This window comes from Metabacillus sp. SLBN-84 (assembly GCF_053629595.1).
Genome location: NZ_JBRJIP010000006.1, coordinates 22,633 through 43,252, shown reverse-complemented (window position 1 = coordinate 43,252; position 20,620 = coordinate 22,633). Strand labels below are relative to the sequence as shown.

The 20,620-nt window shown below is 46.6% G+C and carries 35 protein-coding genes; 6 read left to right on the top strand and 29 right to left on the bottom strand.

The window, feature by feature from the left end; translation table 11 throughout:
- Positions 1–40 precede the first annotated feature (40 nt).
- From RKD52_RS21745 to RKD52_RS21655, 19 genes are all read right to left on the bottom strand, one after another.
- The gene (locus RKD52_RS21745; RefSeq protein WP_454101478.1) at positions 41–247 is read right to left on the bottom strand and encodes a hypothetical protein; all 207 of its coding nucleotides are present in this window, start codon (positions 245–247) and stop codon (positions 41–43) included.
- An 88-nt stretch (positions 248–335) separates the two neighbouring features.
- On the bottom strand, positions 336–665 hold the full coding sequence (locus tag RKD52_RS21740; RefSeq protein WP_454101589.1) for a type II toxin-antitoxin system PemK/MazF family toxin: 330 nt from the start codon (positions 663–665) through the stop codon (positions 336–338).
- Between the two features lie 2 nt (positions 666–667).
- Positions 668–958: an AbrB/MazE/SpoVT family DNA-binding domain-containing protein gene (locus RKD52_RS21735; protein ID WP_454101477.1), complete on the bottom strand. Its 291-nt coding sequence runs from the start codon at positions 956–958 to the stop codon at positions 668–670.
- Positions 959–1,054: 96 nt separating this feature from the next.
- Positions 1,055–1,423, bottom strand: coding sequence for a hypothetical protein (locus RKD52_RS21730; protein WP_454101476.1), 369 nt, complete (start codon positions 1,421–1,423; stop codon positions 1,055–1,057).
- Between the two features lie 43 nt (positions 1,424–1,466).
- Positions 1,467–2,321: a DUF4326 domain-containing protein gene (locus RKD52_RS21725; RefSeq protein WP_454101475.1), complete on the bottom strand. Its 855-nt coding sequence runs from the start codon at positions 2,319–2,321 to the stop codon at positions 1,467–1,469.
- A gap of 359 nt (positions 2,322–2,680) precedes the next feature.
- A complete protein-coding gene (locus RKD52_RS21720; RefSeq protein WP_454101474.1) occupies positions 2,681–2,974 on the bottom strand; it encodes a hypothetical protein in 294 nt (97 codons plus the stop codon).
- Complete coding sequence (locus RKD52_RS21715; protein WP_454101473.1) at positions 2,971–3,162, bottom strand: hypothetical protein; 192 nt, start codon at positions 3,160–3,162, stop codon at positions 2,971–2,973. The genes RKD52_RS21720 and RKD52_RS21715 overlap by 4 nt, the downstream gene beginning before the upstream one ends.
- A gap of 19 nt (positions 3,163–3,181) precedes the next feature.
- A complete protein-coding gene (locus tag RKD52_RS21710; RefSeq protein WP_454101472.1) occupies positions 3,182–3,391 on the bottom strand; it encodes a hypothetical protein in 210 nt (69 codons plus the stop codon).
- Positions 3,392–3,404: 13 nt separating this feature from the next.
- Entirely contained in the window at positions 3,405–3,776 is a 372-nt protein-coding gene (locus tag RKD52_RS21705) for a hypothetical protein (RefSeq protein WP_454101471.1), read from the bottom strand.
- 78 nt (positions 3,777–3,854) lie between these two features.
- Positions 3,855–4,067 carry a hypothetical protein gene (locus RKD52_RS21700; RefSeq protein WP_454101470.1) on the bottom strand — a complete coding sequence of 71 codons (213 nt, stop codon included), beginning with the start codon at positions 4,065–4,067 and terminating at the stop codon, positions 3,855–3,857.
- Between the two features lie 140 nt (positions 4,068–4,207).
- Complete coding sequence (locus RKD52_RS21695; protein ID WP_454101469.1) at positions 4,208–4,336, bottom strand: hypothetical protein; 129 nt, start codon at positions 4,334–4,336, stop codon at positions 4,208–4,210.
- An 11-nt stretch (positions 4,337–4,347) separates the two neighbouring features.
- Positions 4,348–4,839, bottom strand: coding sequence for a macro domain-containing protein (locus tag RKD52_RS21690; RefSeq protein WP_454101468.1), 492 nt, complete (start codon positions 4,837–4,839; stop codon positions 4,348–4,350).
- 39 nt (positions 4,840–4,878) lie between these two features.
- Positions 4,879–5,154 (bottom strand): hypothetical protein, encoded by a 276-nt coding sequence (locus RKD52_RS21685; protein ID WP_454101467.1) that lies wholly within the window; start codon positions 5,152–5,154, stop codon positions 4,879–4,881.
- A gap of 13 nt (positions 5,155–5,167) precedes the next feature.
- Positions 5,168–5,305, bottom strand: coding sequence for a hypothetical protein (locus tag RKD52_RS21680; RefSeq protein ID WP_454101466.1), 138 nt, complete (start codon positions 5,303–5,305; stop codon positions 5,168–5,170).
- Positions 5,306–5,507: 202 nt separating this feature from the next.
- Positions 5,508–6,329: a hypothetical protein gene (locus RKD52_RS21675; RefSeq protein ID WP_454101465.1), complete on the bottom strand. Its 822-nt coding sequence runs from the start codon at positions 6,327–6,329 to the stop codon at positions 5,508–5,510.
- 308 nt (positions 6,330–6,637) lie between these two features.
- Positions 6,638–7,048 (bottom strand): hypothetical protein, encoded by a 411-nt coding sequence (locus RKD52_RS21670; protein WP_454101464.1) that lies wholly within the window; start codon positions 7,046–7,048, stop codon positions 6,638–6,640.
- Positions 7,049–8,873: 1,825 nt separating this feature from the next.
- A complete protein-coding gene (locus tag RKD52_RS21665) occupies positions 8,874–9,368 on the bottom strand; it encodes a hypothetical protein (protein WP_454101463.1) in 495 nt (164 codons plus the stop codon).
- A gap of 169 nt (positions 9,369–9,537) precedes the next feature.
- Positions 9,538–9,732 (bottom strand): hypothetical protein, encoded by a 195-nt coding sequence (locus RKD52_RS21660; protein WP_454101462.1) that lies wholly within the window; start codon positions 9,730–9,732, stop codon positions 9,538–9,540.
- A 32-nt stretch (positions 9,733–9,764) separates the two neighbouring features.
- A complete protein-coding gene (locus RKD52_RS21655) occupies positions 9,765–10,055 on the bottom strand; it encodes a hypothetical protein (RefSeq protein WP_454101461.1) in 291 nt (96 codons plus the stop codon).
- A 208-nt stretch (positions 10,056–10,263) separates the two neighbouring features.
- On the opposite strand from RKD52_RS21655, the gene RKD52_RS21650 reads away from it, so the two are divergent.
- Positions 10,264–10,542 (top strand): AbrB/MazE/SpoVT family DNA-binding domain-containing protein, encoded by a 279-nt coding sequence (locus RKD52_RS21650; RefSeq protein ID WP_454101460.1) that lies wholly within the window; start codon positions 10,264–10,266, stop codon positions 10,540–10,542.
- A gap of 169 nt (positions 10,543–10,711) precedes the next feature.
- Here RKD52_RS21650 and RKD52_RS21645 read toward each other — a convergent pair whose 3' ends face one another.
- The 4 genes from RKD52_RS21645 to RKD52_RS21630 form a co-directional block, all read right to left on the bottom strand.
- Positions 10,712–10,942 carry a hypothetical protein gene (locus RKD52_RS21645; RefSeq protein WP_454101459.1) on the bottom strand — a complete coding sequence of 77 codons (231 nt, stop codon included), beginning with the start codon at positions 10,940–10,942 and terminating at the stop codon, positions 10,712–10,714.
- 38 nt (positions 10,943–10,980) lie between these two features.
- Positions 10,981–11,172 (bottom strand): hypothetical protein, encoded by a 192-nt coding sequence (locus RKD52_RS21640; RefSeq protein ID WP_454101458.1) that lies wholly within the window; start codon positions 11,170–11,172, stop codon positions 10,981–10,983.
- Positions 11,173–11,266: 94 nt separating this feature from the next.
- A complete protein-coding gene (locus RKD52_RS21635; protein ID WP_454101457.1) occupies positions 11,267–11,767 on the bottom strand; it encodes a hypothetical protein in 501 nt (166 codons plus the stop codon).
- 285 nt (positions 11,768–12,052) lie between these two features.
- A complete protein-coding gene (locus RKD52_RS21630; RefSeq protein WP_454101456.1) occupies positions 12,053–12,289 on the bottom strand; it encodes a hypothetical protein in 237 nt (78 codons plus the stop codon).
- Positions 12,290–12,466: 177 nt separating this feature from the next.
- Here RKD52_RS21630 and RKD52_RS21625 point away from each other — a divergent pair, with 177 nt between their 5' ends.
- The 5 genes from RKD52_RS21625 to RKD52_RS21605 all read left to right on the top strand — a co-directional run bounded on the left by RKD52_RS21625 (position 12,467) and on the right by RKD52_RS21605 (position 16,837).
- Positions 12,467–12,937, top strand: coding sequence for a hypothetical protein (locus RKD52_RS21625; protein WP_454101455.1), 471 nt, complete (start codon positions 12,467–12,469; stop codon positions 12,935–12,937).
- A gap of 234 nt (positions 12,938–13,171) precedes the next feature.
- Positions 13,172–14,146 carry a hypothetical protein gene (locus RKD52_RS21620; protein WP_454101454.1) on the top strand — a complete coding sequence of 325 codons (975 nt, stop codon included), beginning with the start codon at positions 13,172–13,174 and terminating at the stop codon, positions 14,144–14,146.
- A gap of 715 nt (positions 14,147–14,861) precedes the next feature.
- Positions 14,862–15,674 carry a ParA family protein gene (locus RKD52_RS21615; RefSeq protein WP_454101453.1) on the top strand — a complete coding sequence of 271 codons (813 nt, stop codon included), beginning with the start codon at positions 14,862–14,864 and terminating at the stop codon, positions 15,672–15,674.
- A 7-nt stretch (positions 15,675–15,681) separates the two neighbouring features.
- Positions 15,682–16,257, top strand: a complete 576-nt coding sequence (locus RKD52_RS21610) for a hypothetical protein (protein WP_454101452.1) — start codon at positions 15,682–15,684, stop codon at positions 16,255–16,257.
- Positions 16,258–16,273: 16 nt separating this feature from the next.
- Positions 16,274–16,837, top strand: coding sequence for a hypothetical protein (locus tag RKD52_RS21605; protein WP_454101451.1), 564 nt, complete (start codon positions 16,274–16,276; stop codon positions 16,835–16,837).
- A 429-nt stretch (positions 16,838–17,266) separates the two neighbouring features.
- Here RKD52_RS21605 and RKD52_RS21600 read toward each other — a convergent pair whose 3' ends face one another.
- The 6 genes from RKD52_RS21600 to RKD52_RS21575 form a co-directional block, all read right to left on the bottom strand.
- The gene (locus RKD52_RS21600) at positions 17,267–17,551 is read right to left on the bottom strand and encodes a hypothetical protein (protein WP_454101450.1); all 285 of its coding nucleotides are present in this window, start codon (positions 17,549–17,551) and stop codon (positions 17,267–17,269) included.
- A 74-nt stretch (positions 17,552–17,625) separates the two neighbouring features.
- A complete protein-coding gene (locus RKD52_RS21595; protein WP_454101449.1) occupies positions 17,626–17,994 on the bottom strand; it encodes a pyrophosphohydrolase domain-containing protein in 369 nt (122 codons plus the stop codon).
- Between the two features lie 281 nt (positions 17,995–18,275).
- Positions 18,276–18,572 (bottom strand): hypothetical protein, encoded by a 297-nt coding sequence (locus RKD52_RS21590; protein ID WP_454101448.1) that lies wholly within the window; start codon positions 18,570–18,572, stop codon positions 18,276–18,278.
- Positions 18,573–18,715: 143 nt separating this feature from the next.
- Positions 18,716–19,120, bottom strand: a complete 405-nt coding sequence (locus RKD52_RS21585; RefSeq protein ID WP_454101447.1) for a hypothetical protein — start codon at positions 19,118–19,120, stop codon at positions 18,716–18,718.
- A gap of 124 nt (positions 19,121–19,244) precedes the next feature.
- Positions 19,245–19,982: a metallophosphoesterase gene (locus tag RKD52_RS21580; RefSeq protein WP_454101588.1), complete on the bottom strand. Its 738-nt coding sequence runs from the start codon at positions 19,980–19,982 to the stop codon at positions 19,245–19,247.
- Between the two features lie 329 nt (positions 19,983–20,311).
- Entirely contained in the window at positions 20,312–20,569 is a 258-nt protein-coding gene (locus RKD52_RS21575; RefSeq protein ID WP_454101446.1) for a hypothetical protein, read from the bottom strand.
- Positions 20,570–20,620: the final 51 nt, after the last annotated feature.

Sequence of the window (20,620 nt, the reverse complement as noted above, 5' to 3'; positions counted from 1 at the left end):
CAGACAGTTCGGCAAATAAAAAAAGGCCCGAGCGGCCCTATTAGCGGGTGCGCTCGAACCTAAAAATAAATCTCCGATATTTCATGTAGGCGATTGATCCGTCTTCATATTCAATCTCGATGTCGTTGTCGCCGTTCCAGTCCGGGTGGATTTCGCCGTCTATAACCGTACAGGTCATGCCGTACTCTTCCATATCCCTTTCCGTACAGCGCCAGACGGTTCCGTTCAGGCTTTTCGGCTTGTTCATAAGCGATTTCCCCTTTCGGCTGTTTAATGCGTGCGTAATGGCGTTAGAAATGATAAAAGGAGCGACCCGATGAGAGGTGGCTCCTTTTTTATGATAAAAATGTGTGGATGATGTCCAGGCATTCCTGCACAACCTCCTGCGGCGCTTCATCTTTCATGCGAAACTTTCTTGCTTTCCAGTCGATACTTTTTACTTGGTCTGTAAGCACATACCCTTGGATGCCTAAATGGGAGGGTAGTTCTACTTCAAACGGCCAGTCTCCACTCCGTGTGCGGACCGGGCAGACCACAGCGAGTCCGGTTGTCAGATTGAACGATTCAGGGCTTAACACAAGACAAGGGCGATGACCGGCCTGTTCCACCCCGGATTGCGGGTTGAAATCCAAAAAGCCGAGATCGCCCTTTTTTGGTACGTTTATGCTCAAATCAATTCCTTCCCTTCCGGCTTCCCAAAGTCATAGTCCAAATGCGGGTTGGTTTTTCCTTTTGCTTTTGCGAGCAGATCATTTAAAGTAGGTTTTGTTTTCACAGGCTTCACAACCATTTCTCTGTCAGATAGTTGAAGCTCGATTTTCGATCCGTTGGCGATGCCTAAGTTTTTTGCAAACTCGGTCGGAATACGGATTGCCAGGCTGTTGCCCCATTTTTGAACCGTCGCCATGTGGCTCACTCCTTTTTTGCCGTGTGCATGCTCTTTATCATTGGGTTTCATTGTACCATCTCGTTTCTACAATGTATATACCCTATGTTTATCATATTTTAATCAAAACATGCACACATTGCAAAAATTAATGACGGATGTGGGTTTCTAACAGGAGAATACAGCTTCTTTTCGTTCGGTTTCAGTCTTTACATTATCGCGTTCCACCAGCATGCGGGCTGCTTGCTTGAGTGTGCAGACTGTGTCACTGAGAGACAGCGAACGAACGCCGATGCGGCGGAAGGTATGGCGGAAGGACGGATGCATCCGATCCCATTTTTCGAGCTTGATATTATTCAGGTGCGGGTCTGTTTCAAGGGCTTTTCGCAATGTGCTTATTGAAGCGGGCATATAGCGGGCGCATGTGTCGAGCCCAATTCCGTTCACGATTTTGGTGAACAGTTCTTCGTGGGACATTTTCTCACCGTTCGATCTTTCATTCACACTGTTGAGGCCTGCATATTCTTTGATATTCATTTGGACTCCTCCTTTTTTGTGATGAAACAAAAAAACCCGAGCGTCAAAAATAGACGCTCGGATGAACCGTGTGGGTCACAAGATTGATCGTTTTGGCATGCGCCACGGCGTTTCCGGTCCCGCCGGATGATCCGTCGTGAAGCGCGAGAAGCACGTTCGAATGGCCGAGCATGCCTTCGTTGCGGATGTTCAGGAATTTCGATGCGAGCTTCTTGCGCTCCTGGTCTGAAAATCCAGCGAGTGATCCGTACACGGACTGAAAATCTGAGCGCTCGACCTGTTCGTGCCAGAAATCGATGTCAGACTGTTTGAACCAGGCTTCCGCCTGCTCAAGCATCGGGATCTCCGCGTGAAACAGGACGCGCCCCGGGTATTTGTCTTTCGTCGCAAGGATTGCCTTTGACCAGACCGTGTCCCCTCCGAGCGCGAGGCCAGAGTGCCCGATGACTATATCGAATACGGCAAGATTCCGCTCGATGTAGAGTTCGAGGTCTTTCTGCAGATGAAGATACCCGGGTTTTGACAGGTCGTATCCTCCGAGCTTGTTCGGCCTGTGACCCGTGAAGCCAATGTGAATCACGGTTTTGGATTCCTGGCTGGTTGGGGTCACAGAATCCAGTGCGTCCGCCATTTCTGCAAGCACGTCACCGTGACAGCTTTTTGGTTTGCAGAAGCAGGCGAGCGTCTTACCCTTTAATTCGTGCAGATCATCAAGCAGCTGCGGCCGGGTCAGAATCCATTCCCGGTATTTCGCAACGGCTTCCTCGCGATCTGCTGCCTTGAATTGCGCTTTGGTGTTGTCGAGATGAGAGAATGGATTGCCCCATTTCGAGCCGCGCCCGATATAGATGTCAAACGACTCCCCGTGATGCTTGTTGACGATTTTAGTCTTTTCCATTGAATTCGCCCCTTTTAATGAATTTGAACAGCAAGGGATGAATCGTTTATTTTGCTGCCTGGGCGATTGTTTTCAAAAATAAAAAAGCCCTTATCGTAAAGGCTTTTTTGTGCTGATATTGCGGTACCGGGTTTTGGGTAATAGATTGCGTACTATTCGCAAATGTTTACCTTCGAAACTGCAGCCATATGATTATTGGAAGCCAACCGACGGCAAATATAATGTTGTCAGAGGTTGGAACATCTTTGCTATATGGGGCTTTGTGGGCAAGCAAAATACCAATTAAAAGATAAACCAGAATGCTCATCATCCAGATGTTCATAATGGCGTGACCCCTTTCCATTCAATATTAATGCGGGTTAAACCGTATGGCGACTTCCGCAATTTGTACAGTCCCACGTTCTCTTATAGTCATTCTTTTTGTCTTTTTTCCCTCGGGTCAATTTGCTGTCACAGGCGGGGCATACGTTTTTGATGATCTTTGCCCGCCTTGTTCGTTCCTCTGACGCCAGGCGGCGCTTCTCTTTGATTTCAGCCCTTTGTTCATCTGTGAGTTTAGAGTGTGGCCGAGTGGCGGCCGCTATCAGTACGTGCATAAGGATGTCAGCAGACGGATCCCCGCCGGAAATTCCGATCACGTCTCTTTTGTTCATTTCTTTCGCCCCTTTCTGAGCTGCTCTGCGTCATAGAGCGCGTTATTTAGAAGGCGAATGGCGATAAACCCCAGAAAGACGAGGTATGCGAGCAGCCAGAATGCTTTGTTTTTTAGTGGCTGCTCGGAAAAGCCTTTGAATGTCAGGAATGCTTTCGCAATTTTTCCATAGTCGACAGGGCTAAACAAGGTTTAACGCCTCCTTTTTTCACAACAATGCGGCAGATAGTGTCCAAATGGTGAGCCAGTATCCGATCAGGGCAATTACCGCAATGGTGAGGATGGGGATGTATTTGTCTTTAATAACACGTTTTGTTTCTCCATCTTCTGCTTGACTGAGTTTAATTGGCAGCACGATAAAGTTGTAAACAATCGTTGAGCCTGTACAAAACAAGAGCAGAAAATCCAAAAATCCCATAGTCAATATCCTTTCATTCTTGCGACAGGGTGTCGGGTTGTGTGTTCAGCTCCCCCTTATCTACGAGCATCTGTTTATACTCCCGGTACCGCTGCATATTCTTCCGGCTCTTTTCTTTGTTGTAATACCGGCCGTCTTTTCTCCTCATGCTCGCCTGTTCTTTGTGTCGAACTTCCCGCTCCGGAAACAGGACGAACTGGATTAACCTCCGATCCACACGGTACTGGGCAGCGAGTGCGGTCATCGTTGGCCGTTCGCTTTCATGGGAGTTGAACCATCGGTATCGAATAGCATTTTTGTCGTCATCGGTCAGTTTGACGCGCCGGTCGAGCTTTTCGCTCGTTCCGTGCTTTTTAATCGTCAGTTTGTCTACGAGTGCTGGCAAGGGTGTACCCAGCTCCTTTTCCGTGAGTTTCCATTGGCCGTTTTCCTGTTTTGGAATCATGTTACGTAAGATGTAATATTAACTTGGCCACAAGGCCTTTATCTGCCCCGGGTCAATCAGGCCGAACCCGAAGCCCAGGCTCACGACGCCTGCGATGAGCAGAATTAGCGCGAAGTCATGATCGAATTTCGACGCGTTCCCGCTCTTGATCGTCGCGAAGCTGCCGAGGAGCATGAGTCCTCCTGCAGCCAGGGTTAGAACGTTGCTGTCGATGTGACTAAAGAATCCCATCTCGCTTCACTCCCTTAATATGGATTTATAAAAAAATGCCCCTCATACCGCTATCCAGAGAGAGGGGTGAGGAGCATTTCATATCCATATTATACCATTTTTAGAGAGAAGGGACACAGGAAGGGGTCGATGATTGTTGCTCAGAACCGGTTTTGGTCCTCCAGCTCTTGGGCAAATCTGGCTATATCTTCGTTTTGCAACAGCTCCCGGATGGTGGCCATTGCGTTTTCTTGAATCTCTTCTGTGACGAGATCTGGTTTTTGACTCATATACAGCTCTCCTATCCGGTATATTTGTACAGGGTCACGGGGTAATCGCCGAAGACGTCTTTAATCATGGCGAGCACCTCATCCCAGTCGCCCCCGCCAAGTCCACAGCCGATGCCATGCGGCATGGCGACCGAAAGTTGATCCATCCGGGCGAATTCAGCAAGGTGCTCAAGTGCTTTTCGGAGCGCCTTTTCGTCTGTTTGTTTCTCGGACGTTCCAATGCGGGCTTGTCCGAACAGATTGCTGATGATTTTGGCGCCGCCAGACGGGTCATATTGATACACGGGCTTGCCGTCGGTCACAATCATCAAATTGCGTCCCAGGAGCTCCTCTGGAGAGCTGTGGTTGCTGACGAACGTCTTGTAGCGCGCGAAGACACCAGGGTAAGCCTGTTTGATCTGGCGGGCGACACCGCCACCCATTATGCCAAGCCCGTTGACCTGGTGTGCGATGATGTGTTCGCTTGCATTGATAATCGTTCCGTTCTTAATAGTAATGGGCATGGTTCATCACTCCTTTAATGAATTCACCGGGTGAATGGGTCACAGGTCATGTGACACCCTCGTTTTGTTTTTCGCGTGAAACGCATGATATTCGTCGAGTTTTTGTTCCCGTCTCAAAATGGCATCAGCGAGAATTTTTCGGCTGAGCGGTTTTTCCACTAAGTCGAAATCCCGCTTTAGCTCCTGGATCTCTTCTCTAATGACATCATCATGCTTCATGATCTTCCCGATTCGGTGCATGGCCCACTGTTCACTGATTTCGTCCTGCTCCTGCAGGATGCAGATGTCTTTAATCTTTTTCAGTATATCACTCATGATTTTTATCTCCTTACGGTTTTACTGGTATAAAGCATGATTCGAATTCTCTCTTGTAAAAGATGTGCGGCTTACCCCTGTCATCGTGGATGACGGCTACAACGTCCATTTGTCCCGCACACGTATAAACGTGGCCTTTCACAAACACCACACCATTGTCCCCCTTGCAGCTCTCTACGCATTTGACATGGAACATCTCATTCCGTCCTTTCCTCCAAGCTCTGAAATACTGACTCATTTATCGGGCGAAGCCTTGTTGGATGGTCGGTCGGACCATCCGTGGCATCTGTACGGGCGGTTTTTATCGAAAAAAAAACACACAGCGATAATTCGCTGTGTGCTTCCGTGTCTACTCACAAGTAATAGTTTGGCTGACTGGTGACTTCTTTGATGATGTTTTGGACCGCTGGGACGGTGCGCCGTGTATATTTTGCGACCATTGCCTCGTATTCGTTCACGCCGCCGTACTCGGCTTGTTTCCAATCGGCAATGGCTTTGGCTGCCTGGTGCTCAGCTCGCTTGTTTTCGATGTTCAGGCGGCTTCTGCGCGTCTCTGCGTATTGGCGGACTGCAGCGGTGTGGCTTTTGCTTTCACTCTGATACAACTGCTCCTCAAGCGCCAATTCTTTCGTACTTGGGAACAGATTGCATTTATTGAATTTCATGCGATAATGATCCATCACTGTAAGTTCTTTGTTTGCCTTTAGATTGGTGATGTTGCGTTTCATTTTTTCGAATGACCGGTTAATATTGTATTTGCTCACAAGCATCGTGATGTTGTAGTACGCCATATGGTCACTTACTTTTCGTAAGGCGAAGAACAGACAGATGGCATATGCGATGAAGAGGATCTGAAACGCTGCAGCTGGAGCTGTGTATTCATCTCCCATCACGGAAACGGAGATGCTGTGGATCATGAACATGACCCCGTGCAGAAGAAAAGCCGGAAGGCAATGCAAGGCGATGTTTTTGATAAAGACCCATGCAATGAAGACAGGATTCATGGAGAAATACATATCGTTTTGGAAGTTTCCGCTTGCGGCTTCGGCTGCGAACGGATTGCTTGTGTGTTTGGTTGCATTCTTTCTCGGTACAGCGATGCGTCGGTATCTCAAATGCCTGCTGTTTTGCTTGGCTTCATGTTTGATTTGTCTTAGATTCGGTTTTGCCATCATGATTTTTCACCTCTCTTGAATTAAGATTTTCAATTTATTTATCGGTTCATTACGGTCTCATTATAGCATTTCAGGTTATGGATTTTTGTCTATTTTTTGCATTCATCCCTTTTACTGGACATGGTGGCACAAACAGTAACAGCCGGTTCCAGATTGGAACAAACTGGAGGGTGGCACGACATGTCTTCACTTCCAAAAGAAGAGAGGACACCTCTCTGTGGATCATCCCCTTTAAAACCACGGGTTTATCCCGTCTCAGAAAAAAAACACGCAGCGGAATTCCGCTGCGTGCTGGTGAACCGGACGCGTCACACGTCCACGCCGAACTCGGCTTTGATTTTAGCTTTCATGGCCTGGTGGATCTCAGAGTCATGGATGGTCTCCCCTAACCAGCTCTGGAAAAACTTTCGAACCAGAGCGTCCTTCGGGGTGTCGTGGATGGCCTGGACGGCTTTCTGAATTTCGTCGTCATAGTGCGCCAAGGCTTTTTTTCTCGACTCAAACAGGTGTTGACACTCACCCTTCGTCAATTCGGAAACCAGCTGGTCTGTCAGTTCAAACTGAATGGTGTGGTGTCCCTGTTCTGCGTATGCGAGCAGTTTGCCACGTTCTTCGATGATCTCCATTTCGACGACTAGCGCTTCTCGGTCGTTTACGTTCCATGCGTTGCGGTCAAGAAAATAGATGGCGTCCATTTGTTCGATTGTAGTTAGATTCATGCGATCACTCCTATATAGTCAGTCTCGTATCATACGTGTTTTGCACGGATTCGTTTCGTTTGTTGGACATGTCACTGACATGTCGGGTCTTTGGGGTTAACCTGTGTCTTTGAGGTGGAAATGCGCAAGCATTTACGCCCGGTCTTTCACGCCCTTCGCACACCGGAAAACGATCGTCATCACCTGTGCAAGCACTGCTTGCACGGGTCCGTCCTCCAGACCGGTGTGCGTACAGACTTTTTTCTAGTGTGTGTACACTCGAAGCGCGAGCTTTGAGGGGGAGCGCACGGATCCTTCAATCGACCTTTACCGAAAGAAAAGAAGGGGCAACGACTTGCCGCTGCTTTTCTGCAGGAGAGGATTTATCAGACTAGAAAGCGGCGCGAGCCGCTTCGAATGAGCACCCCAAGCGTAAGCGCAGGGGCAAGGAGGCGGAGCCGACGCAGTAAGGGGGACGGTCAGCTATGCTGACTGACAAGCGTAGCTTGTCATACGTCCCCCTTATGCTCTTTCCCCCGTACCGCACCGCAATTCCGCCGCGTACATCAAACCATCCTCAATCCATTGCGGCGACTGGCGTTGTGCCACATCGGGGCGGACATCGTACCGAGTTCCCGGCGGATTCGGCATACGATAAACCGCGCCGTTATGCGGTCGGCCGAGTTCCATCGGTCAGCCAATCAGCGCAGCGGCGTATGACGAGTTCCGAGGCGCCTCCCGGCCCGATTTCAGCCCGACTGCGGGAGCGGAGGGCCTGAATAGGGCAGGAGTTTGCGTGTCGGGATTTGAGGGCTCACAGGCGGTCAGGAGCTGCCAGAAAATCAGGTAGGGGGAAGCTGTCAGAAAAGACGATCGAGACGCGGACCGAACGGGGAGCGGGTCATCAAAAGAGACGGTCAGAAAAGGGATCCTGGAGTCCGACAGCGCGGACGACGCGAGGCGGTTGTATGTCAAAAAGAAGCCTCTTGTACGCACACCGTGCGAGCAAAAAAGGGCAGGAAAAACCACCGAGCGGAGGAAGGCTCCGCGCTGCTTGGACAGAAGGATTTTCAGGCGTTTCGAGGGGGAAGGAGGGAGCGGTTATACGAGCGAAAGCGAGAGAAGTCAAGAGGCACCACCGACCGACGCGGGACCCGCTCGAAAAGGCTTGCTGCCCTTGATTATTTTCTGCGTGACAACGGGGCGGGAAGCCCGGAGCGGTTATACGAGCGTAAGCGAGAGAAGGCGGGAAAGACCACCGACGGGCGCGGGACCCGCCCCGATGGCGCGCGCTGCACTCGGAAATGCTCCCCGGCGCTCTGGTCTTACGGTCAAGTGTCTCTGCTGGCAAAAAAAAAAGAGTGGTCTTTGATGCGAAATGCGGTGCGCATCCTATGACGTATCTCGTGTCGCATAGCATGCGTATGAAATCAGCATCTGATAAATAGAGGTATCCCATGCGTCATCATTCTCCTATCTCATTTGGCACGCCATGTGACATGCTGTGAGCAACAGCTCTTATCAATCATGAGATCCCGCACCGTATACGCACACGGTATGATATACCGTTCACATACTGGGTTTACCATGAGATGCTGCACGGTATTTCGCACGGCATACACATGATATATGCAATTCCATGCAATCAACATCCCGTGCCGATTCGGTGTGCAGGAAAGCACTTATCAAACCCAGCATGAAATGCGGCACGGGATGCGGTACGTCATACACATTGGTTTCTGTCACACTGGATGTCACATGCCGTGCGATCTGCTGTTCACATGAAATAGGCATCTGCTGGCAAAAAAAGAACCGATCGTCTATAAAAGACAATCGGTTTTAGATTTTACGCAACGGATTCGACATGCCTGCTTGCAGACACCAGGACCGTTTCTTTTAGGTCTTCGAAACGTTCGTACTCAATCCCCTCTTTCACTTTCACGCAAAGAAGATACTCTTGGAACAGTTCGCTCAGCACGTTCGTCAACGCGTGCCGCATGAAGTGTCGCACCTTGTCGTCATCTTTCGCGACAGCCGGTACGTAAAGGCGCAACATCGGCGCACCCTTTATGTTCACAGAATCAATCGTGGCGCGCTGGTAAGCATCCGGCGTTTGAAGCGGGAGCTCAGATGGGTCCGTATAGCAGATATGATCGTTATCGTATAGGTACTGCAGTTCAGGCGAATGCAGGATGTGTTTATAATCCATTTCATCGAATTGAGCGATGTCAACGAATGGCCGAATGGCGTCAATCGCTTCGGCGAGCACGTTCAGTCCTTCTACGCTCTTTTCTGATAATTCGATATAGGCGGTCAGGCCAACATATGTGTAATCTGCCAAAATAGATCGCTCCTTTAAGATTCGATTTTCGCGCCGTTGACCGGGTTGCGATTTCCGCAACCAAGCTGTCGGGAGACAATAATTTCACATACCGTACACAATCTTTCATGCCAGAGTGATGCAAAAAGAAAACCCGCACCGATTTTTACGATGTGGGTTCCTATGTGTGCTATTTGAGTTCAATATCTAGTGTGTGCCCTTCTGGAAAAGTGATGGCATTTTCAATGCTGTCCCCTTCAACCAGGACGCGCTTGATGCCGTCAACAAGAATGATTTCTCCGTCCCAAGCCCCATTGCATACGTAGAATTTCGTGCCCACCTCAAGTGAACTAATTTGGGTTGTCGTGCCGCCGTAATGCCCCATTGTTTCACCCCCTCGCTTCGATTAGTTGGAAATCAGTGCGCAAAGGCGAACAGCCTAGCGTACAGCACTTTGATGTATCCCGTGATCTGGAACACCTTGTCGATTTCCTCCTGGTCTTTCGGCAACTCTATATAATGCAGATCATCGGCGATGTCGTGAAACCCTGCTCCCCTGTATGCCTCGTTCATCGCATTGAAATAATCCAGGATTTCCTCTCGTTCCCCTATTTTATGAAGCGTGCCGGAATCCTTATCAAACACCGCGGCGGGATTTGTTACCTTGTTATGTATGAAACCTTGTTCATCTTTAATTTCAAAAATCACTTGACATTCCTCCTGGGAATATTATACATTTATCTGTTTGGGTCTATCCCTCTCGTTTATCCGGCTGCGTATTGCGCAGCGTAATGGGTTTTAAGTTATCGAAATAATGCCAGTAATCTGTTAATATTGTTAATAGTTACCTATTATTCTATCATTTTATAATGGAATAAATTGTTTCACCAATCAGAAAGAGAGGGGTTTTCAAACCATGAAAAGTACCGGAATCGTAAGAAAAGTGGACGAGTTAGGCCGAATCGTCATCCCGATGGAGCTGCGCCGCAGTCTGGACATCCAGGCGCGCGATCCCCTTGAGATGTTTGTCGAGGATGAGCGGATCATTCTGCAGAAGTATACGATTGAGAAGGCTTGCTTTATTACAGGAGACGTAAGCGATCAAAACGTCCAGTTGCCAGGCGGCCTTTACGTGAGCCCTGAAGGAAGAGAAATTCTAAAAGATTTCCTCGCGGCCAAAGAACCCGTAATGTGAAAGGGACGATCCCCCTGCCGCTCAGGCGTTAGGGGGTGCGACCCTCACTTTGTAAATTCTTCTTTTAATTTAAACGCACATCCACATGCGCATTTGAACTGGTACAATCCCCTGACCTTCTTTAATGAATATGCGGTGAACCTGCAGACGGGGCAGAATGCTTTTCTCATCATGTCTCTCCTTCGACGCCGGCAAGCTCCAGCTGCCGTTTCGCTTTCCGGAAGATATAGTCCAGATTTTCACCCGTCTTAATCGTTCCGTCATGCTGAAGGTGCTTGTTTGGAATCCAGACGTTCTGGCTCGTATCGTTAATCAAGAATCGCTTGGCTTTATAGTGCTTATAATTTCGGTTGATCAATCTTAGTGGAATATGCTGATAGAATTGCTGCTTGAAATTCATGGAATAGCCTCCTTATGAAAGTATGTGAGACTGTTAACTTAAACGGCGCGCCCATTATCTGTTCGGGTCAACGTTTCAATCAGCCGCGCTCGCTCGGTCTCAGTAATTTGTTTGGAGAAATAAGTAACCCCTTTATCATTGACGAGTTCTACAAACACCCCTTCGACCGCATTTCCATAAAAATCTACCCGTCTTTTATCTGCTTCGTTTTTGCCTAAATGAATTTGCATATCGTTCACCTCTCCTATTTTAGTGTCCTGGCTTTTTTCTCGGTTGCGCCCGTCGCAACGCAAATAATCCCGGTGCGACTTCCGCACCGGTCAATCAGTTTCGCATTGTTTTGATAGAGTCGCAGAGAATTTCACACTGGAGTACCGGGTATCTCTTTCCACGTTTCTTTCCCGTTGTAATTAGATAATACGTAAGATTGAAGAAAAATGATTGTATGGTGTTGGCGCGTTTGATGATGATTTTCCCTTCCCATTTGGTCCGCAGTCTTTCTTCTGGATAATGGTTGGTATAGAACATGACATTTTTTCCTAATCTCTGACCCAATCGAACCGCTTGTCGCACGTTCTTTTGAAGTGATACGCCTCGCCCTAAATGCAATTCTACAAAACCTGAAATCCAGTTATAGAATGCGACCTTAGAATAACGAATGGAGTAGAGAAAAATGAGGATGGCAATACCCCCTCCGGACAAGACAAGACCGGTTAATACGATGAATGAGGTGAAAGTCAATTCGCCCAAAACATTCAAAAGTAGTATTAAGATAACCGGTGGCATCATTAATAAGTATGTTATTTCCATTAGCTGCAGCTTCATTTGAGTTCCTCCGTATTTTTCTATCGATGTCTACTCTATCGGGTACCGGTAGACTGTTTTTTAGTAATAAATGTGTGAGTTTTTATCTGTACTCATTTTTCCGGTTGCGTCCGTCGCAACGAAAAAAAGACGGTACGATTTCCGCACCGGTCTCTAGTAGAAAAAATATGAGTTCGTTTGTTGTCAGCCTATGATTTGAGACACATCGTAACCCTCACCTTTAATAAAACCAAGATGTCGTGTCTGTCATCGTCATGGATGTGGAGCTTTCCAAATAGTTTTGTATCAATGCAGCGCTCCGCCGCTTGAACTAGATAAATCTCGATCCCCGTCTTCATTTAGGACGTGGCGGAGCAGTTTATCCATTCCAAACTCTCCAATCACTCCGGTGCTTTGGGCGATTTCCGCGAGATCCATGATGTCATGGTCGCTCCCATCCAGTTCAAAGACCGCGCGAATTTTCTCACCGTTCTCTTCCTCCGAGGCGAAAATCTTAATCGTAATTTTCGCTTTCTTGTTCATATTCGAACCCCCTATCGTTGAATATTGAAATCCGTTCGATTCTTTTTCTCTATTCCCTAATGAGAATCCTTTCAACCTATGGATGATTAGGTGCCATCTGATGATTCTTCGCTCAGTTATTCCCCGCCTTATCATGTTATAGTAGAAAAAATCGTGTGAAAAGGAGAGGTGTTCTGTTTGGATCGACAAGAAAAGATTGAGCATGTATTAAATCATCCCATCAAATCAGAAACCATGTTTTCTGATCCAACCCTGTGGAAAAAGATTGTCTTAGAGCATTTTAACCAAATTTACCGAAAAGAAATCGGCATGCGTGAACTAATTCGAATCCTCATGGAAAATGGCGTGTCCTCTGACGTGTACTCTGAAACACTTTGGAAGTATCCTGTCAAAGAACTTTTGGAATACATCGCACAATTATCCGGAATAACAGACCTGGAGGTAGATCCGCATACAGAGCAGCGGTTTTTTAAAATGAATATCTCGGCCACAGGTGCTGAAAAATCGTTAGTCATAATGGATACGTTCGAAGGTCGCACGTTTCGCATCCGTGCGGAAGCGATGAAGTCACTGAAATCTCATGACCTATATACCGATAAAGAGATTGAACGATTAAAACGAGAGATTCGTCAGTCAGAAGAGATGTGAATCCAGTCTCCCAATCTGTCTTTCTCTCACTCTTACATAAAAAGACGAATTATGATACGATTATGTACAGAAAACTACTAAAACCGACAGAAACGAAAAAAAAACCTCTTGTTGGGCAGCAACAAGAAGTTCAATGGTCGGCCATATAAAGACCAATTAATTCGATTATTCAACAATGTCATTATAATATGGCCAACCCTTTTCTGTCAAAGGAGAAAGGGAGATTACCATAAGATGGAAGGTAAAAGAGAATACCAGCTGGAATTAGTGATTGACAGTGATGGTGGTGGCCTTCGCCGCCGGTTGATCATCGAGGACCCAGAGAAGTACGAGCTGATGTCCAAAGACCAAAAGCGAGCCTACATAGAGAAAATGAAACGGGAACAACAGCGCTTACGGGACCCGCGCGGACCATTTGTGATGGGAAAGAATGAACCAATCCGTTCGCTTGAGGGGTCGGAATTAACTGTCGCAGACCGACGATACTTCATGATGCTAGTGATTTATGCTGGATTCAATGGGGAACCATTGATGAAAGAAGGCGAGCCGCTAAACAACAAAACAATTGCGGAAATATGGGGGATTCCTGTCAACCGTGCGAAAGATCGATTGAGCAAGTTTGCTAGGATCGGTTTAGTCGAAAAAATTCGCAATCAGCAGGATGGTCGTATTTCAAATTATGTGCTAAATGAGCTCTATTTTCAGAAGGGGAAAGTCACGAAACCAAGAGAAAAGTTCGTAAAACTCTTTCAGAACAAGCTGCGGGACGTTATTGAGGAAGTAGAAAAGATCAACGAGCTTAAAAACCGCCACCGAAAAACGAAAACGAGCATTCATAACGTCATAGGCCTGCTACACTGCGTGATTCCTTATTTCCATTTTGAAGCTTATTACTTGGTTTCGAATCCGGATGAGCAGATCACACATGAAGGTGAAAAGGTTCAAGAGGCATTAGAACGCAATCCTAGGGCTCTCAAACACCTTTCTAAAGCAAGAATCGGACGCATTCTCGGCTATCAGAAAGCAAACAGAACAACAATCGATAAATACATGGATATTCTGCAAAAAGCAGGAGCGGTCATGGTTCTCAAGAACAAAGGGAAAACCCGTTATCTAATCCATCCGGATCTTATGTTCCGTTTGGATCATGATGGGACCGACGACTATACAAAACACATTCGTACACTGTTCCAACAGCACGATAATTAATAAGATAAATTGAAAAGGCCCTTCTAAGAGGGTCTTTTTTCATGATAGATTTCAATAAAAAATAAAAAGCGTTCTCTCATGGGGTCGCATTTTGCAAAAAGCGTTCTGGTGCGGGGTCGCTTTTTCGCCAATAGGGGCAAAATCATGCATTAAAAACCGTTCTCTTGTAGGGTCGCATTCAAATAAAAAGCGTTCTCGTATGGGGTCGCATCGAAAATGAACCGTTCTACCGCAGGGTCGCATTTCAAAAAAAGCGTTCTGTGACGGGGTCGCTTTTAATAATAGTTATCCACAACAGCTACCTTGCTGCAAAAGGACGAATAATAGTTATCCACAAGTGAATAACTCGGAGCTCCCCTCTTATATCTTGTGTGCCGCACTTGATGTAAACAGCACGTCCCCGATTTCAAAGCAAAACCCTACCGCCTCACTAGCGTTCGTTGCTGGAGGTCTGCGGTCAGATAAAGGGAAAAGAGCGTTCCCTTTCCCTGATCCTCAACCTTGAATATCGATTCGGATATTACCTCGAAACATCCTGCTGACTCAATCCCCTATGAATCAGAAACCCATGTGGCCTTCCCCGGAAACTGTCGACAATTGTAAGAAACTGTTACATAAAAGTATTACATCTTACATAATATGATTAAGTTCTCCGTTGACGGAATGTACTTCCACTTATAGAATGAAATTATCTTCATATAGAAGGGTGATGTGTGTGGCTAAAATTTATTCGATCAGCATGAATAAAGGCGGTGTGGGTAAGACGTCGCTTGTAACGAACCTGGCGTCCATACTTGCTAAGAAATATAAAAAACGCGTGCTCATTATCGATACAGATGCGCAAGGTAACAGCAGCATCGCGTTTGGAAAAGAACCAGATGATTACGAGAACACCATTTATGATGTCATGCTTCACGGTTGCCCTCCAAAAGATGCAATCTGTAAGATGAAGAAGAATATCGATTTGCTCCCTTCAAACGGAGACATGAATTTTTTGGAGTTTGATGTTCTCCCCCACCTGGATAAATACACCCGCCCTTATTATTTATTAAAAGACGGGATGGCAGGTATTGAAGATGATTATGATTATATCTTTATCGATACGCCTCCGTCATTAGGATTTGTGGCAGGGAACTGTTTGACCTATGCCGATCACGTCATTATCCCCTTTGTACCTGAAATGTTTGATGTAAAAGGGTTAATCAGGGTTGTGAAGGCAATCGAGGATTTCAAAAACAATTACAATCCAAAACTAAACGTTGCAGGCGTTATTGGAATGAAAGTCGAGTCGGCCACGTCCCTGCATTCGGAACTACTCCAGGAAGCCAGAAGATACTGCAGCCAATCAGGATTTCATATGTTTGACACGATTATTCCAAAAACCATTGCGTTTGCGAAATCCGTTGCCTACAGCAGCGTCCCGGCAATCCTCTCATCCGATGCAAAAAACAAACTGGTCAGTTCATACGACGACTTAGCAAAAGAATTCATGGAAATCGAACGATCAAAAACAGCAATGAAAGGATAGATGAACTATGGCGAGAAAAAAAAGATCACTTTCTGGTGCGTTTGAAAAAGCAGCGCAGGAAAATGAAACAGGTAACAGTAACACAGAAACCATTACAAAAGATGTAACACAAGAACGTAATACATCGACTGTTACACCTTCTGAAACAAAGAATGATGAAGATCTGCTCGCAGGGTCACAGGAGGCATCTGCCGCACAAGAAACGATTCATGGGAATGGAACAGGTAATAGTAATACAGAAACTCTTACAAAAGATGTAACACAAGAACGTAATACAGCGGCTGTTACACCTTCCGAAACAAAGAATGAGAGACAGAAACCGGCATACATAAAAGAAACACCGCAGCATGAAGCGCCTGTGCGGACAATCAGGGAAGTCACGGAGAGCTTGATGAACATGTATGACGCGAAGAGTAAAAAGAAAACTGTCGAAGAAACTCATACACGGGCGACATTCCTGTTTCGAACAGACCTCCAGAAACGTCTCGACAACCTGGCTAATGGCAAGCGAGGGTTCAAGACTATGTTTCTCAACAAAGCGATTGAAGCGTTACTTGACGAAATGGAAGATGCGCAGCGCTAAATAGGAGGGGAATGAAGTGGAATTTTCAAGAGGGTTATTTGTAGACCCTGCCGGGAGAAAAATTCAGATGATCCAGCTGGGTAAACAGGAAATTATCAATCTTCAATTTGATCGCGTATTGGAAGCTATTAAAATGGCGGATGAAACTGACCATTCATGGAGAGGTTTTGGCACACTCATGTTGTTTATCCAGGGTTATGACGATGTCACAGATGAGTTGTATGAAATTCCGAAAGTGCGTCGATTTTTCGCTCGTTTGTATAAAAAAGTTCCTCACATGATGTACTATCTGAATCCGGTCAACGGGATGAATAGTCAGTTCTTGATTGGGTTGAGTGATTTCACGAAGGTCGCAGTAGGCGAGCAGCGATCGCCTCAACAAGTCATAAATGAGGATGGCAACCTGGATGATGTGGGCCACCATCACGCTGCGATAGAGCTTCCTGAAGAGATTGGTTTCGCCATGATTAAAGCTGTGAAAAACCACGCTCTCAAAAGAGGATTCAGCGATCTGGAAGATGAGATGCCGCCATTGGTTCGGATGATTCAGGCGTATATGGGAGAACGGCACGTTCGATAATCGGATGTGTCGCTCTATTTTCTCTTCACACAAACGTATAAAAGATACGTAACTGTATTACGTAATATGTAATGCTCATGTAAAAAAGAACCACCTATCCGCCTACCGGGAAGAGTGGTTTCATCATGGATCTCTCTTTAAAGAAGGACTATGCGGAACGATTGACTCGTTCGTTAATAGTATGGGCAAGGTAACGGAATTTCATACGTTTTTCGTTATTTTCTTTTCACTTTCACAATCGTCTTGGATTGCTTTGCTAGATTCCCGAACGCTTTGAGCACACTCTTGTCTATTATCTCTTTCGAAGCCAATGGTGTCACACCCCTTATCATTTTTTTCTTGTTAATAGGATGCCCAACTCTATGAATCTTATACACTCTTTCAAAAAAAAAACCGACAGTCAGGATAGACTGTCGGTTTTCTATGGGATTATGCAAGGGAATCTGTAAGGTTCAGCTGTTCGGCTTTTTGGAGTTCTTTCTGTGAAAGAAGGAAGGAGGTACCCTCTTTTTGCAGCCACGCATCTTTGAGCTCGTTTGCATTCGAGGCAGACAGCAGGGCGAAGGTCGGTATTTCTCTCTCTCCGGCAATGATGACTGTTCCGCGCTCGACGCGGAATTCGTTCGTTTTGTGTGATTGAAGGTTCGTCAGAATGAGGGTCTGTTCGTTGGGATTAAGGGCTTCGGAAATCACGGTTCCCATGAGATTCTTCAAAGAAATCGCTCCTTTTTTAGTCGGTATCGTCTTCACAGTTTTGACTGGGTTGCGGTGAGCAACCTTGTCTGGCATTATGTGTTACGGTTGGTCATCCCAATGGCCTTATTTACTTTCGATTTTTTATGATAATTGCTGCCGCCGACTAAATACCGCACCTCAAAGTTCAGCCCGCGTTCGGCGAAAATTTCTTTCCAGACATCAAGCCTGCCGATGATTTTTTTCACTGTGGGCATCGCGCCGAGCATGGGCAGGTTGATGCCGAACTTCCCCTGTAAAAAGCAGTACGTGAAATAAAGGACATCCGCAATTTCTTCTTGGATTTCCTGTTTGTTTTGCGTTTGGATAGCCTGAATAAGCTCAGCGAATTCCCCTTTGACGGATCTCCACTGGATTTGATCCGCGTTCAGATGTTGATTGACCCATTTGCTTGTGACCATCATTATCATCCTCTCCTTTTTCTTCGCAACGCTTACTGGTAGGCCGCTTGCGCATCCCTGTTGCGAACTTTGATAGACAAGATAAAAACCGGACAGGGATTCCCTGTCCGGTTAGGCGCTGCATGATGTGAAATGAGCGACGAGTTCAGAAAGCGTCATAGACAAATAGTTTTTGCTGTTAATGTAATGTTCCCCTTGCACTCTTTCTACGAGGAGATGTTTGGTAGTTCGCACGCCTGATTGATCGAATAGGTGAATCTTGTATTCTCTCTTTTCGGCGTCTGTCACTTCAAACTCAATGCGCAGCGGACACTCTGATGTGCATTGAGTTTGATAGACGACAAGCAGCATTTGAGTGCGGCCGTTCTGATACAAGGTACCATCATGAAGAAACGGAAGTGTGTAAAAAAGTCCCTTGTGCCGTACTTGTTATCTGGGAGAATCGGAAGATCGAGAAAGTCCTCGCGGATGAAAGAAGCAAAGAGGAGCAGGCCCGCTTTATACCTTCGCTGCTCGTTTTCGTCGAGGTTCTTGATTTTCGTTTCCTGAGTTTGAGTCATATGTTTGATCGCTGCATTCATAATGGAATCGCTCCTTAGTTTCAGTTGATTACTAAAAAATTGATGAGTCGCTTGTCTCTTTCTTCTTTGTACGGCCAAAAAGTGCGCGCACCTGTTCTTTTTGCTCCAGCTCTCTTGCGAGCTTCTCCTGGTCGACGGTGTATTTAGCCAGGGCGTCCTCGCTCTGGTACTCGATCACAAAAATACAGGCTTTTCATTCCCGTCTCAATGTCTAAAATAAAGACGTTGCGCTTGTTGTCCAGGAACGCCTCTTCGATTGACGGGTCGTTCGGAGCGCCATCTGCGCGACCTTCGATATAATGAATGACTTTGACCGCTGAGAGCGTCAGGTAGAGCACCTTGAAGCCAAGTGACTCGAACGTGTCGCGTTTTTCCTGGTAGGATGCTTGATTGATGTAGGCATCAAGCGAATAGTAGGTATCTGGATTCAGTCCGGCGTTTTCAACAAAGTCCCAGTAATGCATCGCTTTCATCGGAACATGGATCCCCATGAGTCCGTTCGTTTCCTGTTTGATTTCACTGATTAAGCCGTCATATGTGAATGCCATTAGAATCGCTCCTTTTAGGGTTTATCGTTTTCGCGTATTTGACCGGGTTGCGGTCCGCAACCGCCTTTTCATTCAAAAAAAAAATCCCGGACAGGGATTTCCTGTCCGGGTTAGAGGGCGACTATCAAGTCGTTACGCTTGCTGCTGCAGGAATGATGACTCTCTGAACGATGTTGCCTTGATGATTGACAAGCAAAGCGTTCAGCTGGCCGCCAAATGCGACAGCTCCGTCTACGCCAACCTTGTCGCCGTCATCATTGATCCAGATTGAGCAGTCCTCTTGATTGTCCCGTATAAGTCCGGTTGGCGTGTGGCCGAAAAAGACTCGCTTTGGCGCTTTCTTTTTCGAATAGATGAACGGATTCCTGATCTCGTTCATGCTTCTTTCATCATCCCTAAAGTCAGGGATGGTCAAATTGATACCTGCGTGAACGAAGATGCAGTGGTCGGTCTCATAAAGCATGGGAAGACGCGCCAAAAAGTGCAACTCTTTTCTGTACAGGTAGCGGATGTGCATACCGCGCTGTTTGCGTGAATCACGTTTGAACTTCTGAGCGTTCTCGGGGTCACTCCCATAAAATGATCGCACTGTTGCATCATGCGTCAGCATGTAGTAAAACCCGAGGTCTTCTTCCGGGGTGTTCAGCAACCACTCTGTGAAGGACTCATCGTGATTGCCTTTTAGCACAACGACCTTGTCTGGGTGTCGCGATTGTAAGTCAGCGAGCGTTTGGATAACGCTTAGCGAATCCGGTCCGCGATCGATCAGATCTCCCATAACGATTAATGTCTGCTTGCTCGGATCCCAAAATCTAAGGGCAGCCATCATCTCGGCGTGGCAGCCATCATCTCGGCGTGGCAGCCGTGGATGTCACTCATAACAAAATACATACGAATCACTCCTGTATAATTAATAATAGATTAATGAAATACATTAAGTATTACATAATACATAACACTCTTCAGCGTTTTCACCGAGCGGCTTTTGCCGCTGTTTTTAATCATCCACCGATCATTGATTTATTCACTATAAAAGATGCAAGCCAAAACACACAGCACAACAATCATAACCAGTAGCGCTGCAAAATATTTAGCGATAGGAATCACCAGGTGTAAAAGTTCCAAGAAAATGCCTCCTTTTTTTGGACGCGTATGCCGACCCCGGGTTTATTTTAAAGCCTCTGACGAAAGTCATTTTCGTTCTTCTGGTGCCCCGCAATAAATGCAGTCTTCGCCGTTCTCATCCCAGTCATACTCGCAGGTACGGACGGGATTGCGCGGATCGGGGCAATACCAGCCGAGATTTTCTTGACAGATGTCACACTGCGCAGAATCGCAGGATAACTTCACGACGGTTTCGTGCTCGCACGAGTCAAGCAGCTGCTGCAGCTTGATGTTAAGCGCATCGTGCTCCGCTCGTACCTGTTCAATTTGCTGTTTAAGATTCATGGATTTGTCCTCCTGTTCATGAATAGAATGAGGCTTTCATATGAGTATTAC

Bases quoted from the DNA above. Each gene is read 5' to 3' on its own strand.
- RKD52_RS21745 (WP_454101478.1), bottom strand. From the start codon at position 247: ATGAACAAGCCGAAAAGCCTGAACGGAACCGTCTGGCGCTGTACGGAA.
- RKD52_RS21735 (WP_454101477.1), bottom strand. From the start codon at position 958: ATGAAACCCAATGATAAAGAGCATGCACACGGCAAAAAAGGAGTGAGC.
- RKD52_RS21730 (WP_454101476.1), bottom strand. From the start codon at position 1,423: ATGAATATCAAAGAATATGCAGGCCTCAACAGTGTGAATGAAAGATCG.
- RKD52_RS21725 (WP_454101475.1), bottom strand. From the start codon at position 2,321: ATGGAAAAGACTAAAATCGTCAACAAGCATCACGGGGAGTCGTTTGAC.
- RKD52_RS21720 (WP_454101474.1), bottom strand. From the start codon at position 2,974: ATGAACAAAAGAGACGTGATCGGAATTTCCGGCGGGGATCCGTCTGCT.
- RKD52_RS21710 (WP_454101472.1), bottom strand. From the start codon at position 3,391: ATGGGATTTTTGGATTTTCTGCTCTTGTTTTGTACAGGCTCAACGATT.
- RKD52_RS21700 (WP_454101470.1), bottom strand. From the start codon at position 4,067: ATGGGATTCTTTAGTCACATCGACAGCAACGTTCTAACCCTGGCTGCA.
- RKD52_RS21695 (WP_454101469.1), bottom strand. From the start codon at position 4,336: ATGAGTCAAAAACCAGATCTCGTCACAGAAGAGATTCAAGAAAACGCA.
- RKD52_RS21690 (WP_454101468.1), bottom strand. From the start codon at position 4,839: ATGCCCATTACTATTAAGAACGGAACGATTATCAATGCAAGCGAACAC.
- RKD52_RS21685 (WP_454101467.1), bottom strand. From the start codon at position 5,154: ATGAGTGATATACTGAAAAAGATTAAAGACATCTGCATCCTGCAGGAG.
- RKD52_RS21675 (WP_454101465.1), bottom strand. From the start codon at position 6,329: ATGATGGCAAAACCGAATCTAAGACAAATCAAACATGAAGCCAAGCAA.
- RKD52_RS21670 (WP_454101464.1), bottom strand. From the start codon at position 7,048: ATGAATCTAACTACAATCGAACAAATGGACGCCATCTATTTTCTTGAC.
- RKD52_RS21660 (WP_454101462.1), bottom strand. From the start codon at position 9,732: ATGGGGCATTACGGCGGCACGACAACCCAAATTAGTTCACTTGAGGTG.
- RKD52_RS21650 (WP_454101460.1), top strand. From the start codon at position 10,264: ATGAAAAGTACCGGAATCGTAAGAAAAGTGGACGAGTTAGGCCGAATC.
- RKD52_RS21645 (WP_454101459.1), bottom strand. From the start codon at position 10,942: ATGAATTTCAAGCAGCAATTCTATCAGCATATTCCACTAAGATTGATC.
- RKD52_RS21640 (WP_454101458.1), bottom strand. From the start codon at position 11,172: ATGCAAATTCATTTAGGCAAAAACGAAGCAGATAAAAGACGGGTAGAT.
- RKD52_RS21635 (WP_454101457.1), bottom strand. From the start codon at position 11,767: ATGAAGCTGCAGCTAATGGAAATAACATACTTATTAATGATGCCACCG.
- RKD52_RS21630 (WP_454101456.1), bottom strand. From the start codon at position 12,289: ATGAACAAGAAAGCGAAAATTACGATTAAGATTTTCGCCTCGGAGGAA.
- RKD52_RS21620 (WP_454101454.1), top strand. From the start codon at position 13,172: ATGGAAGGTAAAAGAGAATACCAGCTGGAATTAGTGATTGACAGTGAT.
- RKD52_RS21610 (WP_454101452.1), top strand. From the start codon at position 15,682: ATGGCGAGAAAAAAAAGATCACTTTCTGGTGCGTTTGAAAAAGCAGCG.
- RKD52_RS21595 (WP_454101449.1), bottom strand. From the start codon at position 17,994: ATGATGGTCACAAGCAAATGGGTCAATCAACATCTGAACGCGGATCAA.
- RKD52_RS21590 (WP_454101448.1), bottom strand. From the start codon at position 18,572: ATGAATGCAGCGATCAAACATATGACTCAAACTCAGGAAACGAAAATC.
- RKD52_RS21585 (WP_454101447.1), bottom strand. From the start codon at position 19,120: ATGGCATTCACATATGACGGCTTAATCAGTGAAATCAAACAGGAAACG.
- RKD52_RS21575 (WP_454101446.1), bottom strand. From the start codon at position 20,569: ATGAATCTTAAACAGCAAATTGAACAGGTACGAGCGGAGCACGATGCG.